General features: G+C 72.6%; 16 protein-coding genes and 1 pseudogene. 6 read left to right on the plus strand and 11 right to left on the minus strand.

What is annotated here, in order from left to right; all coding sequences use genetic code 11:
• Positions 1-7: 7 nt before the first annotated feature.
• The 7 genes from ACIGHB_RS02255 to ACIGHB_RS02285 form a co-directional block, all read right to left on the minus strand.
• On the minus strand, positions 8-859 hold the full coding sequence (locus ACIGHB_RS02255) for a PmoA family protein (protein WP_399908791.1): 852 nt from the start codon (positions 857-859) through the stop codon (positions 8-10).
• A complete protein-coding gene (locus ACIGHB_RS02260) occupies positions 856-2,064 on the minus strand; it encodes a Gfo/Idh/MocA family protein (protein WP_399908793.1) in 1,209 nt (402 codons plus the stop codon). Before ACIGHB_RS02260 ends, ACIGHB_RS02255 begins: the two co-directional genes overlap by 4 nt.
• Positions 2,065-2,069: 5 nt before the next feature.
• The gene (locus ACIGHB_RS02265) at positions 2,070-2,990 is read right to left on the minus strand and encodes a carbohydrate ABC transporter permease (RefSeq protein ID WP_360310178.1); all 921 of its coding nucleotides are present in this window, start codon (positions 2,988-2,990) and stop codon (positions 2,070-2,072) included.
• Positions 2,987-3,925, minus strand: a complete 939-nt coding sequence (locus ACIGHB_RS02270) for a sugar ABC transporter permease (RefSeq protein WP_360310180.1) — start codon at positions 3,923-3,925, stop codon at positions 2,987-2,989. Before ACIGHB_RS02270 ends, ACIGHB_RS02265 begins: the two co-directional genes overlap by 4 nt.
• A 199-nt stretch (positions 3,926-4,124) precedes the next feature.
• Positions 4,125-5,876: an L-arabinonate dehydratase gene (gene araD / locus ACIGHB_RS02275; RefSeq protein WP_399908796.1), complete on the minus strand. Its 1,752-nt coding sequence runs from the start codon at positions 5,874-5,876 to the stop codon at positions 4,125-4,127.
• A gap of 11 nt (positions 5,877-5,887) precedes the next feature.
• Positions 5,888-6,790 (minus strand): dihydrodipicolinate synthase family protein, encoded by a 903-nt coding sequence (locus ACIGHB_RS02280; RefSeq protein ID WP_388881122.1) that lies wholly within the window; start codon positions 6,788-6,790, stop codon positions 5,888-5,890.
• A gap of 2 nt (positions 6,791-6,792) precedes the next feature.
• Positions 6,793-7,476 carry a GntR family transcriptional regulator gene (locus ACIGHB_RS02285; protein ID WP_399908798.1) on the minus strand — a complete coding sequence of 228 codons (684 nt, stop codon included), beginning with the start codon at positions 7,474-7,476 and terminating at the stop codon, positions 6,793-6,795.
• A 259-nt stretch (positions 7,477-7,735) separates the two neighbouring features.
• On the opposite strand from ACIGHB_RS02285, the gene yicI reads away from it, so the two are divergent.
• On the plus strand, positions 7,736-9,985 hold the full coding sequence (gene yicI, locus ACIGHB_RS02290) for an alpha-xylosidase (protein WP_399908800.1): 2,250 nt from the start codon (positions 7,736-7,738) through the stop codon (positions 9,983-9,985).
• A gap of 97 nt (positions 9,986-10,082) precedes the next feature.
• On the opposite strand, the gene ACIGHB_RS02295 is transcribed toward yicI, so the two are convergent.
• From ACIGHB_RS02295 to ACIGHB_RS02305, 3 genes are all read right to left on the minus strand, one after another.
• Positions 10,083-11,114 (minus strand): SGNH/GDSL hydrolase family protein, encoded by a 1,032-nt coding sequence (locus ACIGHB_RS02295; protein WP_399908802.1) that lies wholly within the window; start codon positions 11,112-11,114, stop codon positions 10,083-10,085.
• A 441-nt stretch (positions 11,115-11,555) separates the two neighbouring features.
• Complete coding sequence (locus ACIGHB_RS02300; protein ID WP_399908804.1) at positions 11,556-12,308, minus strand: phosphotransferase family protein; 753 nt, start codon at positions 12,306-12,308, stop codon at positions 11,556-11,558.
• Positions 12,239-13,201, minus strand: coding sequence for an MFS transporter (locus ACIGHB_RS02305; RefSeq protein ID WP_399908806.1), 963 nt, complete (start codon positions 13,199-13,201; stop codon positions 12,239-12,241). The genes ACIGHB_RS02300 and ACIGHB_RS02305 overlap by 70 nt, the downstream gene beginning before the upstream one ends.
• A gap of 237 nt (positions 13,202-13,438) precedes the next feature.
• On the opposite strand from ACIGHB_RS02305, the pseudogene ACIGHB_RS02310 reads away from it, so the two are divergent.
• A pseudogene (locus ACIGHB_RS02310) lies at positions 13,439-13,697 on the plus strand (ArsR/SmtB family transcription factor).
• On the opposite strand, the gene ACIGHB_RS02315 reads toward ACIGHB_RS02310, so the two are convergent.
• The gene (locus tag ACIGHB_RS02315; protein ID WP_360310284.1) at positions 13,698-14,111 is read right to left on the minus strand and encodes a hypothetical protein; all 414 of its coding nucleotides are present in this window, start codon (positions 14,109-14,111) and stop codon (positions 13,698-13,700) included.
• 181 nt (positions 14,112-14,292) lie between these two features.
• On the opposite strand from ACIGHB_RS02315, the gene ACIGHB_RS02320 reads away from it, so the two are divergent.
• Genes ACIGHB_RS02320 through ACIGHB_RS02335 form a run of 4 tightly spaced genes read left to right on the plus strand, consistent with a single transcriptional unit; the run spans position 14,293 to position 16,148 of the window.
• Positions 14,293-15,093 (plus strand): helix-turn-helix transcriptional regulator, encoded by an 801-nt coding sequence (locus ACIGHB_RS02320; RefSeq protein ID WP_399909348.1) that lies wholly within the window; start codon positions 14,293-14,295, stop codon positions 15,091-15,093.
• A complete protein-coding gene (locus tag ACIGHB_RS02325; RefSeq protein WP_399908808.1) occupies positions 15,093-15,281 on the plus strand; it encodes a DUF397 domain-containing protein in 189 nt (62 codons plus the stop codon). The genes ACIGHB_RS02320 and ACIGHB_RS02325 overlap by 1 nt, the downstream gene beginning before the upstream one ends.
• On the plus strand, positions 15,278-15,724 hold the full coding sequence (locus ACIGHB_RS02330; RefSeq protein WP_399908810.1) for a pyridoxamine 5'-phosphate oxidase family protein: 447 nt from the start codon (positions 15,278-15,280) through the stop codon (positions 15,722-15,724). Before ACIGHB_RS02325 ends, ACIGHB_RS02330 begins: the two co-directional genes overlap by 4 nt.
• Positions 15,725-15,728: 4 nt before the next feature.
• Positions 15,729-16,148 carry an Imm10 family immunity protein gene (locus ACIGHB_RS02335; RefSeq protein ID WP_399908812.1) on the plus strand — a complete coding sequence of 140 codons (420 nt, stop codon included), beginning with the start codon at positions 15,729-15,731 and terminating at the stop codon, positions 16,146-16,148.
• The last annotated feature ends 16 nt before the right edge of the window (positions 16,149-16,164 follow it).

Genomic DNA, 16,164 nt, shown 5'->3' on the forward strand with positions numbered 1-16,164 from the left:
GCCCCGTTCACAACGCCACCGCCTTGCGGACCAGGGCCGCCGCCGCGTCCCGGTCGAGCCGGCCGTCGGCGACGACGGTGACCACGCGCCGTACGAAGGTCTCGCCGGCCGGGACCGCGAGCCGCTCCTCGTACGCGAGGGACGAGCCGACGCCCGGGTACTCGGCGGCGCGGACGAACCACGGGTCGCGCCGGGTGGGCGCGGTCGCGCCGGCGAAGACCAGCGTCCAGCCGTCGCCGGCCATCGCGACCCAGTCGGCGCGGGCACCGTGGACGGCCTCCTCGCCGTCCGCGGCGGGGCCGAACACCTCGGGCGCGGCGGGCTCCTTGGGGGCGCGCCAGAAGAAGCCGCCGTAGGCGGCGCCGGGGCGGCCGTTGGTGGCCGGGCTGCCGATCGACAGGTCGCGGCCGGAGACGTTGGCGACGGAGAAGGTCAGGTCGAGCGCCCACGCCGTGCCGGTGAGGGCGACGGCGGCGACCGTGCGGTGCTCGGCGAGCAGCCGCTCGCCGCCGGCGGTCCAGCTCAGCTCCTCGACGAAGCCGTCCGGGTCGCACAGCTTGAAGCCGTCGTGCCGCTGCACGCCGTGGTTGTCCAGCTCGACGGAGCCGCGGCCCCGGACGAAGGTCCGTCCGCCCCAGAAGTTCCGCCCGTCGACGTCCGGGACGGCGACGGAGACGCCCAGGTGGTGCACGTGGTCCTCGGGCAGCACCTCGGTGACGGCCCGCCCGGCGAGCGTGGTCACCGGATGCAGGTAGGGGCGCGGGGAGTGGTCGGCGGCCAGCTCGGGCCGGGTCACGCAGTGGGCGACCGTGCGGCCCGCGACCCGCAGGGCGGTGGTGGTCCCGGCGGCGGCGCTCATCGGGCCTCCGCCGGGGCCGGGGCCGCCCAGGGGGCGCCGAGCTCGGAGTAGAGCCTGAGCTGTTCGGCGCTCGCCTCGACCAGCGCCTCCACGCCCGTCACGACCCGCCGCTCGGCGCTCTCGCCGGGCTCGGTGCGCCAGTGGGCGGCGGGCAGCGGCAGCGGGTCGGGGGCGGTGCGGACCGCCTCGACGACCCGCATGAACGCGCCGGTCTCGTCCGGCGGCACGAGCAGCGGAGTGCCGTCGGTGACGTGCGCGACCAGGTTCTCCAGGAGGTCGGTGCGCCCGTGGACGAGCTCCTCGGGGCCGTGCCCGGCGCGCTGGAGCAGGACCCGGTCCTCGCGGTACCAGAAGGTGATCCGGCCGCGGGTGCCGTGGACGACGACGTACGGTTCGCCGGTCCGTTCCGCGCAGAGCGTCGCCGCGACGGTGACCGGGAGGCCGGCGGTGGTGGTGACGCGGACGGCGGAGGTGTCGTCGGACTCGATGGCGTGGGCGTGGAACAGCTCGGTCTCGATGCCGGTCACGTCCTCGGCGCGGGAGGTCCCGGCCAGCGCGAGGGCGGTGGCGACGGCGTGGGCCAGCGGGTTGGTCAGCGCCCCGTCGACGACGTCGAGCCCGTCGAGGCGGCGCCGGCCGGCCCAGGGCGCGCGCCGGAAGTACGCGGTGTCGCGGACCCAGGCGCCGGCCGCGCCGACGCCCCGGACCTCTCCGATCGCTCCGTCGGCGATGAGCGCCCGGACGGCGGGGACGGCGTGCGAGCCGAGCGACTGGAAGCCGATCTGGCAGGCGGCGCCGGCCGCCGCGACCCCGTCGGCCATCCGGCGGAACTCCGCGTAGGACGGGGCCGGCGGCTTCTCCAGGAGGATGTCGGCGCCGTGCCGGGCGGCGGCGAGGGTCAGGTCGGTGTGGGTCTGGATGGGGGTGCTGAGCACGGCGAGCTTCGCGCCGGTGGCGGCGAGCAGCGCCTCGAAGTCGTCGGACTGGGCGGGCTCGCCGAGCCCGTCGAGCTCGGCGGCGTCGAGCGGGCGGAGCTCGCACACACCGGCGAGGCGGACCAGGCCGAGCCGCTGGAGGCGGTGGATGTTGAGGAGGTGGCTGCGGCCGTGGCCGCGGGCGCCGGCGAGGACGACGGGCAGGGGTTCGCGCACGGACAGAGACGCGGACGGAGGCACGGACGGAGACGCGGGCAGGGGCGCGGGCATGGGGCTCATCCCTTCACCGCCCCGGCGCTGAAGCCGGTGACGAGCCACTTCTGGATGAAGGCGAAGACGATCACGACGGGGACGGCGGCGATGACACCGCCGGCGGCGAGCGCGCCGAGGTCGACGCTGTCGGCGCCCATGAGCGTGTTGAGGCCGACCGGGATGGTCTGCTTGCTCTGGCTGCTGAGGAACATCAGGGCGAAGAGGAAGTGGTTCCAGGCGTGCACGAAGGCGAAGGAGCCGACGGCGACGAGACCGGGCCGCAGCAGCGGGAGCACCACGATCAGGAAGGCGCGGAAGCGGCCGCAGCCGTCGACCCACGCGGCCTCTTCGAGCGAGGGCGGCACGTTCCTGATGAAGCCGCTGATGAGGATCATCGACAGCGGCAGCTGGAAGACGGTCTCGGCGAGGATGACGCTGCCGATCGAGTTGATCATCCGCAGCTCGGCGAAGATCTGGAAGAGGGGCACGAGGAGCAGGGCGCCCGGCACGAACTGGGAGCAGAGCAGGGCCAGCATGAAGCCCTTCTTGATCCGGAAGTCGAAGCGGGCGAGGGCGTATCCGCCGGCCAGCGCGACCAGGGTGGTGCTGATGAGCACGGCGACGCCGATGAGCAGGCTGTTCTGGAAGAACACGCCGAAGCTGCGGTCGGTCCACACCTTCTCGAAGTGCTCGGTCGTCATCGGCCAGGGCAGCAGCGAGGTCGAGCCGGCCGGCCGGACGGCGAAGAGGAGGATCCAGTAGAAGGGCACGAGCGTGAAGACCAGGTAGATCCCGAGCGGCAGGTAGATCTGCCAGCGGGGCACCTCGTCCCAGGCCCGGTGCCGCTTGCGGGCGGCCGCGGGCGGGGTGCGGTCCGGCGGGCCGGCGGGCGGGGCGGACTGCCCGGCGGGCGCGGTACGGGTGGGGGTGGCTGCGGCGGTCACTTGCTGTCGCCTCCGAACTTGCTCAGGCGCAGGTAGACGATCGAGCAGAAGAGAAGGATCACGAACGCCACCGTCGTGAGGGCGGAGGCGTATCCGAAGTTGTGGGCGTCGACGCTGGTCTCGGCGACGTACAGCGGCAGCGTCGTGGTGACGCCCGCGGGTCCGCCGCCGGTCAGCGTGTAGAGCAGGTCGACGTTGTTGAACTCCCACACCGCGCGCAGCAGCGTGGAGAGGACGATCGCGTCCCGGATGTGCGGGAGCGTGATGTGGAAGAACTGGCGCAGCCGGCCCGCCCCGTCGACCTCGGCCGCCTCGTACAGGTCGCCGGGGATGGACTGGAGGTCGGCGAGGATGAGGATCGCGAAGAAGGGCACGCCCCGCCAGAGGTCCGCGACGATCGCCGCCCAGAAGACGGTGCCGGTGTCGGAGAGCAGGGAGGTGCCGTACTCGCCGATGCCGAGGTCCGCCAGATAACGGGTGATACCGGTCTGCGAGTTGTAGAGCAGCACCCAGATCGCCGAGGTGAGCACGCCGGAGACGGCCCAGGGGGAGAAGACGAGCGCCCGGCCGAGCGCCCGGCCGAAGAAGGTCTGGTTCACGATGAGGGCGAGCGCGAGCCCGAAGAGGAGCTGGAGCGTCACCTCCACCACGACCCACTTGAGGCTGAAGGAGAGCGTGCCCCAGAAGTGCGGGTCGTCGGTGAAGATCTTCGTGAAGTTGTCGAGGCCGGCGAAGCCGTTCCGCCAGGGCTTCGTCGGGTTGTAGTGCTGGAGGCTGTAGTAGAAGACGCTCAGCACGGGGTAGGCGATGAAGCCCAGCATCAGCAGGCCGGCGGGGGCGATCAGCAGATACGGCAGCCGGCGGGGCGTCGCTCCCGTGCGGCGGCGCTCCCGTGCCGTAGTGGCTCGGGGCGGTTTGGTCACAGCTGTGGCCATGACGGCGGCTCCGTTCTCGGGCGGGCGTGCGGGGTTCGGGAGGCGCGTCACCAGCGGTGAAGCGCTTCGCGAACGGCATTCGATATCCCGAACAAGGGGTTCGGTGGGGCGGTGCGGGGCCGACAGCGGCCCGTGGGCGGTGCGGGGGTGGTGCGCGGGTGGGGCGGAGGCGGGGGCGGAGCTCGGGGCGGGGCGGGGCTCAGCCCGCGTACGGATCGGGGGTCGTCCCCGGCCTGGCCAGGAACGCGAAGTCGCAGCCGGTGTCGGCCTGGGAGATCTGCTCCATGTACAGCGCGCCGTAGCCGCGCTCGTACCGGGCCGGCGGCGGGGTCCACGCGGCCCCGCGCTGCTCCAGCTCCTCGTCCGTGACGTGCAGATGGAGGGAGCGGGCCGCGACGTCGAGGGTGATCGTATCGCCCGTACGGACCAGGGCAAGGGGCCCGCCGACATGGGATTCCGGCGCCACGTGCAGCACGCACGCCCCGTAGCTCGTCCCGCTCATCCGGGCGTCCGAGATCCGGACCATGTCCCGCACCCCCTGCTCCAGGAGGTACTTGGGGATCGGCAGCATCCCGTACTCCGGCATCCCGGGACCGCCCTTCGGGCCCGCGCCGCGCAGCACGAGCACGTGGTCGGCGGTGATGCCGAGCGACGGGTCGTCGATGGTCCGCTGCATCGTCCGGTAGTCGTCGAAGACGACGGCGGGACCGGTGTGCTTGAGGAACTTCTGCTCCATGGCGACGTGCTTGATGACCGCGCCGTCCGGGCAGAGGTTGCCCCGCAGCACCGCGAGCCCGCCCTCCGCCGCCAGCGGCCGGTGCCGCTCCCGGATCACGTCGTCGTTGTGGACGAGCGCCCCGTCGAGCTGTTCGCGCAGGGTGGCGTGGGAGACCGTGGGCCGGTCCAGGTGGAGCACGTCCGTGATCCGCGACAGGAAGCCGGGCATCCCGCCGGCGAAGTGGAAGTCCTCCATGAGGTGGGCCCCGCCGGGCCGCAGGTTCGCGAGGACCGGCACCGTCCGCGCGATCCGGTCGAAGTCGTCGAGCGTCAGCTTCACGCCCGACCGGCCGGCCATCGCGATCAGGTGGATCACCGCGTTGGTCGAGCCGCCCAGCGCGAGCACGGCGGCGACCGCGTCCTCGTACGCCTCCCTGGTCAGCAGCCGCGACAGCCTGAGGTCCTGACGGACCAGCTCCACGATCCGCAGGCCCGAGGCGGCGGCCATCCGGTCGTGCCCCGAGTCCACCGCCGGCACCGAGGAGGCGCCCGGCACGGTCACGCCCAGGGTCTCCGCCGCCGCCGTCAGCGTCGACGCCGTCCCCATCGTCATGCAGTGGCCGGGGGAGCGGGCGAGCCCGTTCTCCAGCTCGGCCAGCTCGCAGTCGCCGATGGTGCCGGCCCGCCGCTCGTCCCAGTACTTCCACATGTCCGTGCCGGAGCCGAGGGTCTCCCCCCGCCAGTGCCCCGGCAGCATCGGACCGGCCGGCACGAAGACCGTCGGCAGGTCCACCGAGGCCGCGCCCATCAGCAGCGCGGGCGTCGTCTTGTCGCAGCCGCCCATCAGCACCGCCCCGTCCACCGGGTACGAGCGCAGCAGCTCCTCCGTCTCCAGAGAGAGGAGGTTGCGGTAGAGCATCGGGGTCGGCTTCTGGAAGGTCTCCGACAGCGTGGACACCGGGAATTCGAGCGGGAAGCCGCCCGCCTGCCACACCCCGCGCTTCACGGCCTGCGCGCGGTCGCGCAGGTGGACGTGGCAGGGGTTGATGTCCGACCAGGTGTTGAGGATCGCGATCACCGGCTTGCCGAGGTGCTCCTCGGGCAGGTAGCCGAGCTGCCGGGTCCGGGCCCGGTGGCTGAACGACCGCAGCCCGTCGGTCCCGTACCACTGATGACTGCGCAGCTCGTGCGGCGCCTTCTCCTGCGGTCCCCGCGACGGTTCATGGGACCGCATCCGGGCGTCCGTCATATCGGCCACCCGCCCGCGATCGCCGCGACCTCGGCCCGCTCGTCCTCCGGGAGCTCCCGGCTCGGCGGCCGGATGTCCCGGCGGCACAGCCCGAGCGAGGCCAGCGCCTCCTTCACCACCGTCACGTTGTCCGCGCTGCCGTTGGCGGCGCGCAGCTCCTCGAAGCGGCGGATCCGCTCCCACACCTTCATCGCCGTCCCGTAGTCCCCCGACCGCAGGGACTCCAGCATCTCCAGGGAGAGCGCGGGGGAGACGTTGACCAGGCCGGAGGTGAAGCCGGTGGCGCCGGCTGAGAAGTACGAGGGCGCGTACGGCTCCGCGAGACCGGCCACCCACACGAACCGGTCCAGGCCCGCGTCCCGGGCGAAGCCGGCGAACCGCGCCGCGTCCGGCACCGCGTACTTGACGCCGACCACGTTCGGGCAGGCGGCGCCGAGTTCGGCCAGGCGCGCCCCGCTCAGCAGCGGGTTGCGGATGTAGGGGACGACGCCCAGCTCCGGCACCGCCTCGGCGATGGCCCGGTGGTAGTCGACCCAGCCGCTCTCGGAGACGTACGGGTGCACCGGCTGGTGGACCATCACCATGTGCGCCCCGGTGTCCCGGGCGTGCCGGGCCGCCTCGACGGCCGTCGGCACGTCGTGCCCGACGCCGACCAGGATCGCGGCGCGGCCGGCCGCCTCGGCGACGGTCGCCTCGGTGACCGAGCGCCGCTCGTCGGGGGTGAGGGCGTAGAACTCGCCCGTGTTGCCGTTGGGGGTGAGGGTGCGCACCCCGCCGTCGAGCAGCCGCCGCAGCAGCGCACGGTGGGCGGCGGAGTCCACCCGGCCGTCCTCGGCGAACGGCGTGACCGGGATGGCCACGACGTCGGCGAGGGCGGCCCGAAGGGTCTCGAAGTTCATTCCTACTCGCTGTCCAGGAGGGTGGAGTACGCGTCGGCGGCGGACTCCAGGGGGTTCGAGGGGAAGGCGCGCTCCACGAACGAGGCGATGTGGGCGTGGACCGCCCGGTGGGCCCCGTCGGCGTCGCCCGCGGCGGCGAGCCGCAGGATCTCCTCGTGCTCGGCCGCCTCGCGCTCCCAGGAGGGGACGGCGGCCCAGGCGACGGTGGAGACGAGCGCGGCCTGGTCGCGCACCTCGTCGAGCATCCGCCCGAGCAGCGGGTTGCCGCAGGGGAGGTAGAGCGCGCGGTGGAACGCCCGGTTGGCCAGGGAGCGTTCCGCGGGATCCTCGGCTCCGGCGGCCCGGGCGAGCGCGTCGCGGGCGGCGTCGAGCGGGGCGCCGGAGGCGACCGCGCGGCGGACCGCCTCCGGCTCCAGGAGCAGCCGGACGTCGTACACGGCCCTGGCCATGTCCGCGTCCACCGTCCGCACGGTGACGCCCTTGTACTGGCTCATGACGACGAGCCCGCTGCCCGCGAGGGTCTTCAGCGCCTCGCGCACCGGGGTCTTGGAGACCCCGAAGCGGGCGGCGAGTTCGGCCTCCACGAGCGCCTGCCCGGGTCTGAGCCCCCCGGTGAGGATGTCGTGCTTGATCGCCTCCTGGACGTACTGGGTCCGGGAGGGGATGGGGCTGGGGGCGAAGGCCATGGAGCACTCTCAGATCTCGTGTATGGCGTCTCATATATGACGTACGAAGTGCAACGGGCATGAAGCTAAGGGGGCGTTGGTGTTTCGTCAATGCTTCGCGCAGGGTTCGTAGAAAGCGTTTTCTATCCGTCATCGCCCCAGGGCGCGACAGGGCGCCCCCCGGGGCCCCTTCCCCGGTTTTGTTTTCTGGGATAACTATTGGGGCGAAGCCCCCCGCTCCTCCTCACCCCCCCTCCCACCCCACCCCCCGAGGACCCGCATGAAGTTCACCGACGGCTTCTGGCTGATGCGCGAGGGCGTGCACGCCTCGTACGCCACCGAACTCCGCGACCTGCGCGTCACCCCAGGCCGGCTCACCGCGCACGCCGCCGTCAAGCGGGTCCGCACCCGCGGCGACACCCTGAACTCGCCGCTGCTCACAGTGGAGTGCCACGCGCGCGCCGAGGGCGTGATCGGCGTCCGGGTCACCCACCACGCGGGCAAGGTCCGGCGCGGCCCCGACTTCGGCCTCGCCGCCCCCGACCCGGAGGCCGGGACCGTCCGCGACGACGGCACCGCCGTCGAGCTCGTCTCCGGCCCGCTCCGCCTCCGCCTCGACCGCGCCCGCCCCTGGTCCCTGGAGTTCCTGGACGCCGACGGCCGGCCGCTCACCACCTCGGGCCGCAAGGGCACCGCCTTCGTCACCACCCCCGACGGCGCCCACCACATGGCCGTCCAGCTCGCCCTCGGCGTCGGCGAACAGGTCTACGGCCTCGGCGAACGCTTCACGCCCTTCGTCAAGAACGGCCAGTCCGTCGACGTCTGGCAGGCCGACGGCGGCACCAGCAGCGAACAGGCGTACAAGAACGTCCCCTTCTACCTCTCCTCACGCGGCTACGGCGTCTTCGTGAACCACCCCGGCCGCGTCTCCTTCGAGGTCGGCTCCGAAGCCGTCGGCCAGGTCCAGTTCAGCGTCGAGGACCAGTCCCTGGAGTACTACGTCGTCGCCGGACCCACCCCCAAGGACGTCCTGCGCCGCTACACCGCCCTCACCGGCCGCCCCGCCCTCCCCCCGCCGTGGTCCTTCGGCCTCTGGCTCACCACCTCCTTCACCACCCCCTACGACGAGGCCACCGTCACCTCCTTCGTCGACGGCATGGCCGCCCGCGGCATCCCGCTCTCCGTCTTCCACTTCGACTGCTTCTGGATGCGCGAGCACCAGTGGTCCGACTTCCGCTGGGACCCGGAGACCTTCCCCGACCCCGACGGCATGCTCGCCCGCCTCAAGGCCCGCGGCCTGCGCGTCGGCCTCTGGATCAACCCGTACATCGCCCAGAAGTCCGCCCTCTTCGACGAGGCGGCCGCCGCCGGACACCTGGTCAGACGCCCGAACGGCGACATCTGGCAGTGGGACCTCTGGCAGCCCGGCATGGCCCTCGTCGACTTCACCAGCGCGGACGCCCGCGCCTGGTTCCAGGACAAGCTGCGCCCCCTCCTCGCCCAGGGCGTCGACTGCTTCAAGACCGACTTCGGCGAGCGGATCCCCACCGACGTCGTCTGGCACGACGGCTCCGACCCCGAGCGGATGCACAACTACTACACCCACCTCTACAACCGCACCGTCTTCGAACTCCTGGAGAAGGAACGCGGCCCCGGCGAGGCCGTCCTCTTCGCCCGCTCCGCCACCGCCGGCGGCCAGCAGTACCCCGTCCACTGGGGCGGCGACTGCTGGGCCTCCTTCGAGGCCATGGCCGAGTCCCTGCGCGGCGGACTCTCCCTCTCCCTCAGCGGCTTCGGCTTCTGGAGCCACGACATCGGCGGCTTCGAGGGCACCCCCGCACCGGAGGTCTTCACCCGCTGGCTCGCCTTCGGCCTGCTCTCCTCCCACAGCCGCCTGCACGGCAGCGACTCCTACCGGGTGCCGTGGGAGTACGGCGAGGAGGCCGTCGAGGTCGCCCGCCGCTTCACCCGCCTCAAGCACCGCCTCATGCCCTACCTGTACGCGACCGCCGCCGAGGCCCACACGACGGGCGTCCCCGTCATGCGCCCCATGCTCCTCGAATTCCCCGGCGACCCCGCCTGCCGCACCCTGGACCGCCAGTACATGCTCGGACCCGACCTCCTCGTCGCCCCCGTCATGGACCCGGCCGGCGAGGTCGAGGTGTACGTCCCCGAGGGCCCCTGGACCCACCTCCTCACCGGAGAGACCGTCACCGGCCCCTGCTGGCGCCGCGAGACCCACGCCCTCGACAGCCTCCCCCTGTACGTCCGCCCCGGCGCCGTCCTCCCCCTCGCCGCGCCCTCCGACCGCCCCGACGACCCCTGGCCGGACGGCCTCACCCTGCTGGTCGCCCCCGGCGCCGCCGCCGGGACGACGACCACCGTCACGGTGCCGGACCACCGGGGCGCCCCGGCCGCCGCGTACCACGTGACCCGGACGGACACCGGCCCCACGGCGACGGCGACGGGCACCGACCTCCCGTACGCGGTGCGGGAGCTGGGGCCCGGGGGCGTGGAGGACGGGAGCTGAACCCCGGCCGTCGTGTGCCGTCGGACCGTGACGAAGCCCCAGGCCGGGAAGAACCGGTCCTGGGGCTTCGTCGATGGAGTCGGTGTCGGCGCCGGGGTCAGCGGTTGAGGACTTCCTCGACCTTGGCGGCCACGTGCTGGGCCTGGAGGTCGCGGCCCTTCTCGGTGGGGTGTCCGTACCACGGGATCGCCTGGCCGAGGAGTTCGACCTTGGAGTTCTCCAGCAGGCCGCCGATGCCCCGGTCGGCGCCGTCGCAGGCCGTGTTGCTCCCGGTCCGGCCGTAGAGGTCGACGAAGTCGGCGCCGTCGTCCGCGGCGGCCTTCTTCATGAGGTCGTTCAGCCGCTTCTGGACCTGGTCCAGGACGGGCAGCGCGTCCTGGGGGATGTCGACGAACGGCAGCTCCGTCTGCCCCGGGGCCGCGGTCTGACACTTGGTGGCGTCCTGCGGTACGAACCGGGGGTAGCCGACCAGGACGCGCTGGGCGTCCGGAGAGCGGTAGCTCATGAGTAGGAGCATTTCCTCCAGTTCCCCTTCGACCTGCTGGAACTTGTAGTCCAGCCATTCCTTTCCGTCTCCCGACCCGAAGAAGGTCCCGCACTCGCCCGCCGGCTGGTCCGGGTCCACCGGCCATCCGGGCAGCAGCGCCCCGTCGTTGCCCCGGAGCTTGGCCGAGCACTGCTTGAGGATGCTGGTGAACCCCAGCGTGTTGCCGCCCACGCTGCCGACGACCAGCTGGGTGTCCTCCTTGACCGCGTCCTGCTGCGCCGGGACGCTTCCGGCGCCGAAGGGCAGCTCCTGCTCCTTCCAGAAGTGCTCGACGAGCGCGCCTCCGCAGGAGACGTCCGACTGGACGTCGAGCGTGATGCCCTTGTCGGCCAGGCGCCGGGTGGCGACGGCGGGGTAGTTCTCCGTGGCCTGGAAGCACCAGCCCCTCTCGTTGTCCTGGTTGTTCACGGGGGCGATGCCGAAGTTGGCGGTGTAGGAGTCGCCGAAGAAGACGGTCTTCACCGGGTCGGCGGGTGCCGCGCCGGCGGGTGCCGCCGGGCCGGCGAGCGCGAGGCAACTGCCCAGCGCGACGGCCGCGGCGGCCAGCCGCCGCGTCAGGGAAGGGGGCGTCGTCTTACGCATGGCCGAAGACATGGCTGTGCCCTTTCGTCGGGTTCCACGAGAAGAGGGAAACGAGCAAGCGTGGTAACGCCATGTATTCATCCATAAGCGGAGTGCAATGCTCCAGTGAGGGGGGAGCGCAACCAGGCGATCTTGGCCAGCTTCTTCGCGCCGGCTCGTCTCACCTGCTCAGCGGGGGTGCCGGTGGAGGAAGGGCCGTCGAGACGGAAAACGATCACGACCCGAACGGGGAGGGTCGGCGGGACCCGGACGCGGAGGGCCGCCCGGTTGCGGGGCGACGGGAGTCGCCGGACGGCCCGAGCTGTCGTACGGATGGGCGACCCTCGCGGAGACGTGCAACGGCAGAGGCGGTGGCGCGTCTCGAACCGGCCAGAATTCCGCCACCTTTTGTTCCGGGGGTGGATGTCGGGTTCGTTCGTCAGGTCGCGGGCCGACGCGGCCTCACATCCGGGATCGCAGCACGTCGACCTCGCAGCCCGGCGCGAACGGGTCGAAGCCGTGCTCGACCAGCCAGCGCACCGCCAGCAGGCTGCGCAGCGACCACCACGCGTGGATCACGTCGAGGTCGACGTCGACGTCGGTGCCGTAGCCGGCGAGGACGTCGGCGAGGTGTTCCTCGTGCCCGAGCGTGAAGGTGGCGAGGTCGTACAGGGCGTCACCCCGGCCCGCCTCGGACCAGTCGATGATGCCCGTGACCTCGTCGCCGTCGACGAAGACGTGCGCGATCTGGAGGTCGCCGTGGGTGAACGCCGGAGTCCACGGCCGGAGCGCGGCCTCCGCGACCCGGCGGTTACGGGTGACCAGGTCGGCGGGCAGCAGGCCGTTCGCCACGAGCGACGCGCACTCGGCGTCGAGTTCCGCCGCCAGCGCGACGACGCTCCGCCCGGCCCGTCCGGTCCGGGGCGGCGGCGGCGCGTCGTGCAGCGTCCGGAGGGCGGCGCCCGCCGCGCCCCACGCCGCCGGTGACCCGGTCGCCGGCCCGCCGAGGCGCCCGAGCGTCGTCCCCGGGAGCGCGGCGAGCGCGAGCACCGGCGGCTTGCGCCACAGCACCTCCGGGGTCGGGACCGGCGCGAGGGTCATCGCCTCGACCTCGGCGTCGACGCGCGCCCGATCGGCGTCCACCTTCAGGAACACGTCCCCGACCCGCAGGGTCGCGCGCTCGGCGTGGGCGACGACGACTTCGACCTCATCCATGGGAGAGGAGTATCCCGGGGCCGCTCGCCGCCGTCGCCGGATTTGTCGCGAGCGGTCGTCAGGTGCCAGAGGGGGGCCAGGGCGGTGACGGCGGCGCCGAGCGGTCCGAGGGCGGCCGGGGCCAGACCGAACGACTCCTGGGCGAGACCGCCGAGTCGACCGCCGAGGGCGACGTCCGGGTAGAGCGCCGAGGAGGTGAGGCCGAGCAGGACGGGCGCGGACGTGGGGCCGAGGGCGAGGAGCCGGTGCTGCTGCGGTACGACCACCATGCCGACCGTCACGCCCCAGACCACCGCCCACACCAGGGCCGACGCGAGTCCGCGCACCGCCACGGGGGTGAGCGCCAGGGCGGGTACGGCCACGAGCAGGGCGCCCGTGAGGACGCCGGCCGGGTCCCGGCGGTCCACCAGGCGCCCCGCCGCGAGGGTGCCGGCCGGCGTGCCGGCCCCCATCGCCGGCAGGACCAGCGACGACAGCGGCTCGCTGCCGCCCGTCGCGCCCCGCAGCGCCGGGACGACGTACGTGTACAGGGTGTACGCGCCGAGGACGACCAGCGAGGTCACCGCGAGCAGCGCGGGCACGCGCGCCTGTCCGAGCGGTCGCAGCCGGTCGGCCAGGGAGGCGGCGGGGAGTTCCGCCCGGGGCAGGCCGGCGGCGACGCCCAGGGCCGCGAGCACGCCGACCCCGGCGACGGCCGAGAGGGTGAGCTGCCAGCCCGCGCCGCCGATCAGCGTCCCCAGCGGCATGCCGAGCGCGGTCGCGAGCGTGAGCCCGCCCAGCCCGAACGCCAGTGCCCGGCCCCGGCGTTCGGGCGCCACGACGGCCGCCGCCGTGCTGGAGGCGGCGGCCGTGATGACCCCCGCGCCGACGGCGGTGACGGCGTTCCCGATCACGAAGACGGCCGGCGGGACCAGCAGCGCCGTCCGCCGGTCCAGGCCGCCCGTGAGCGCGCCTGGCCTGCGGCCGGCGTGGACGCGCCTAAGTCGGCGGCTGTGGAGGGGAGCAGGCCCGCGATGACGTAGCCGTCGGTACCGACGGCGAACGTCGCCGGGGCCAGGGGGAGGAGTGTGCTCAGCACGGTTCGTGCCGCCTTTCCGGCGCAGCGCGGAAGTGTGGACGACGGCAGAGCTGTGCGCGAGGTGTCCCAGCCGGCGGCCGACGCGATCCGGATCGTCGAGGTGCTGCGCGCCCTGGCCGACCCGGTGCGCCTGGAGATCGTCCAACGGCTCGCCGTGACCGCTCCGCGAGGTGGGCGTCACCTGGACCACCGTCCAGGGCCGCTCCCGCCTCGTACGGCTCCGGCGCGACGACCTCGACGCGCTCTTCCCCGGCCTGCTCGACTCCGTCCTGAACGGTGCCCGTCGTCCGCGTCCGCCCTCCGGCGACTGATCACGGCCGCCCACCGGGCAGCGTCAGCTTCGGTTCCGTGTGCGGGTGGTTGCGCATCTCGACGCGGAAGTCCGCCGCCTTCGAGTAGTCGTGCCTGAGGAGGGAGTTCCGCTCCCATACGGCCACCAGCTCGCACGTCGCACAGCCCGGCGTCGGCACGGCCGGCGGCACGGGGTGCTCGGGGAGCGCGATCGGGGGTTCCGGGTACGTCTGCCGGGCTCCCCGCGCGGCCCCCGGGACGGGAGTCGTGAGGACGCGGATCAGCGACCGCTCCTCGTGCGTCGGCCGGCGCAGCTCCGCCGGTGCGGCGGTCCACGCGGTGCCGCCGCCGGGCTGTTGCAGATGGACCAGCTCGCCGTCCCAGGCGGTCACCTTCCCGAGGCGCGGCCGGCCCTCGGGTGTGTCTGCCGCCATGTACGTCCCTAGGTCCGGGACGGGGGGTACGGGGTCGCTTGTGGGCATGGGGGTTCCTCTCTGTAGCGAATCCACTACGGGGAGCACCCAGCGTGGCGTACAGTCGAAAACTCCTCAACGGACGGACTTTTGGGGGAGATCCGTGGGCTACGGCAAGGCGCTTGATCCGGACAGTGGCCCCATGGCGGCCTATGGGGCACGTCTACGCAGGCTGAGGGAGGAGCGGGGCTGGACGCAGGAGGAGTTGGCGGCGCGTACGGGGTACTCCAGCAAGCACATCTCGGGCGTCGAAATTGGTGGCCGATCCGCAACTCTCAAATTCTCGGGAGCTGTCGACGCGGCGTTCGGGTTGACGGGGACGGGACAGTCGTTCGATCGCGAGTGCCGACAGGTGCGGCACGGCGTGCTGCTGGAGGGCTTCCCCGAGTACGTGCTCCAGGAGCGCAAGGCTGTCGAGATCCGCTTGTTCACGATCGGGATCATTCCTGGACTGCTCCAGACGCCTGAGTACGCGAAGGCGGTGGCAGGCGGCTTCGCGGCACGCGGAACCATCACGGCGGACCAAGCCGCAGAGCGGGTGACGTTCCTGGCTGGGCGCCAACAGATTCTGGAACGGCAGGAGCCGCCAGTGCTCTTCGTCGTGATGGACGAGAGCTGCCTCCGCCGCCAAGTCGGTGGCCCCGGAGTCATGGCGGCACAGCTCGGCAGACTCGTAGAGGTCGCGGCGCACCCGTACACGGTTCTTCAAGTGGCGCCCTTCGGCATAGGAGAGCGGCGCCCCTTCGACCTCCCCGTGAACCTTGTGACCCTCCCTGACAGGTCCGTGCTCTTCTATGCCGAATCACAGGCTAGGGGCCATCTGGAGCGCGAGAGCGGAGCGGTGTCGTCCATGCTCAGGCTCTACCATCAACTGGCAGCGGAATCGCTGTCTCCAGCGGACACCGTGGCCATGATCGAAGACCTGCGAAAGGGCATGCTGTGATGACCGAGTCCCCCAACTGGTACAAGTCCTCCTACAGCAACGGCGGCAACGACTGCGTCGAAGTCGCCCACAACCTCGTCCCCACCCATAACCTCGTCCCTCTCCGTGACTCGAAGGTTCCCGCCGGTCCGAGCCTCGCCGTCTCCGCCGCTGCCTTCGCCGTCTTCATCGAGGCCGTCAAGCAGTGATACGCGACCGTGCGCAGCGCATCCACGACGTACGGGAGCGGCTGGGGCGGGAGATGGACCTCTGGGTGGCCTCCGCAGGGCCCGACGGGGTGCCCTACCTCGTGCCGCTGTCGTTCCTCTGGGACGGGCAGGACGTCTGGCTCGTCACGCGGCTGGCCAACCCCACCGGGCGGAACCTCGCGGCCAACCCCCGTACCCGCCTCGCCCTCGGGGACACCCGGGACGTCGTCCTCCTCGACGGCGAGGTCACGACGTACACCCATGACGAGGTCCCGGCCGAGGCGGCCGAGGGGTTCCGCGCCAAGACCGGATGGAACGCCCGCCGGGCCGGTCCGGCGTACCGCTGGTTCCGGGTGCGGCCGGTGGACGTGCAGGCGTGGCACGAGGAGCCGGAGCTGGCGGGACGCCAGGTGATGACGGGCGGCGAGTGGACGGACGCGTGAGGGCATGACCTACAGATTCGTGGCGAACATCGCCTACGGCTGGCACGACGAGCTGCCGCCGGGCGCGTACTGCCCGTCGGCCGGCGTCATCGAGTCGGAGGACGAGGAGAGCTTCGCGCTCGAATTCCAGTGTTCCGTCGAGGAGCCGGACGAGCAGGAGGTCCGCCTCGGCCTGGACTCGTACTGTGTCGTGACACCCGACCAGAACACCGCGCACGGCTGCGTGCGCACGGTGGAGCTGTCGGGTGACCTCCTGCGGGTCACCTTCGACCCCGCGCGTCTGGACGACCTCGGCCTGGACGACCCGGTGGTCGAGGCCGTCCTGAACGCGCCACCCGAGGACGTCGCGCGCATGTGCGAGGCCCTCGTCCGGATCCTGGCCTACGGCCGCTCCGACGCGCTGCCGACCGTGCGGACGAGCTGAGTCCGCGGAATTCGGG

The sequence above is a fragment of the Streptomyces sp. NPDC085460 genome, from assembly GCF_044541975.1.
Classification (GTDB): domain Bacteria; phylum Actinomycetota; class Actinomycetes; order Streptomycetales; family Streptomycetaceae; genus Streptomyces.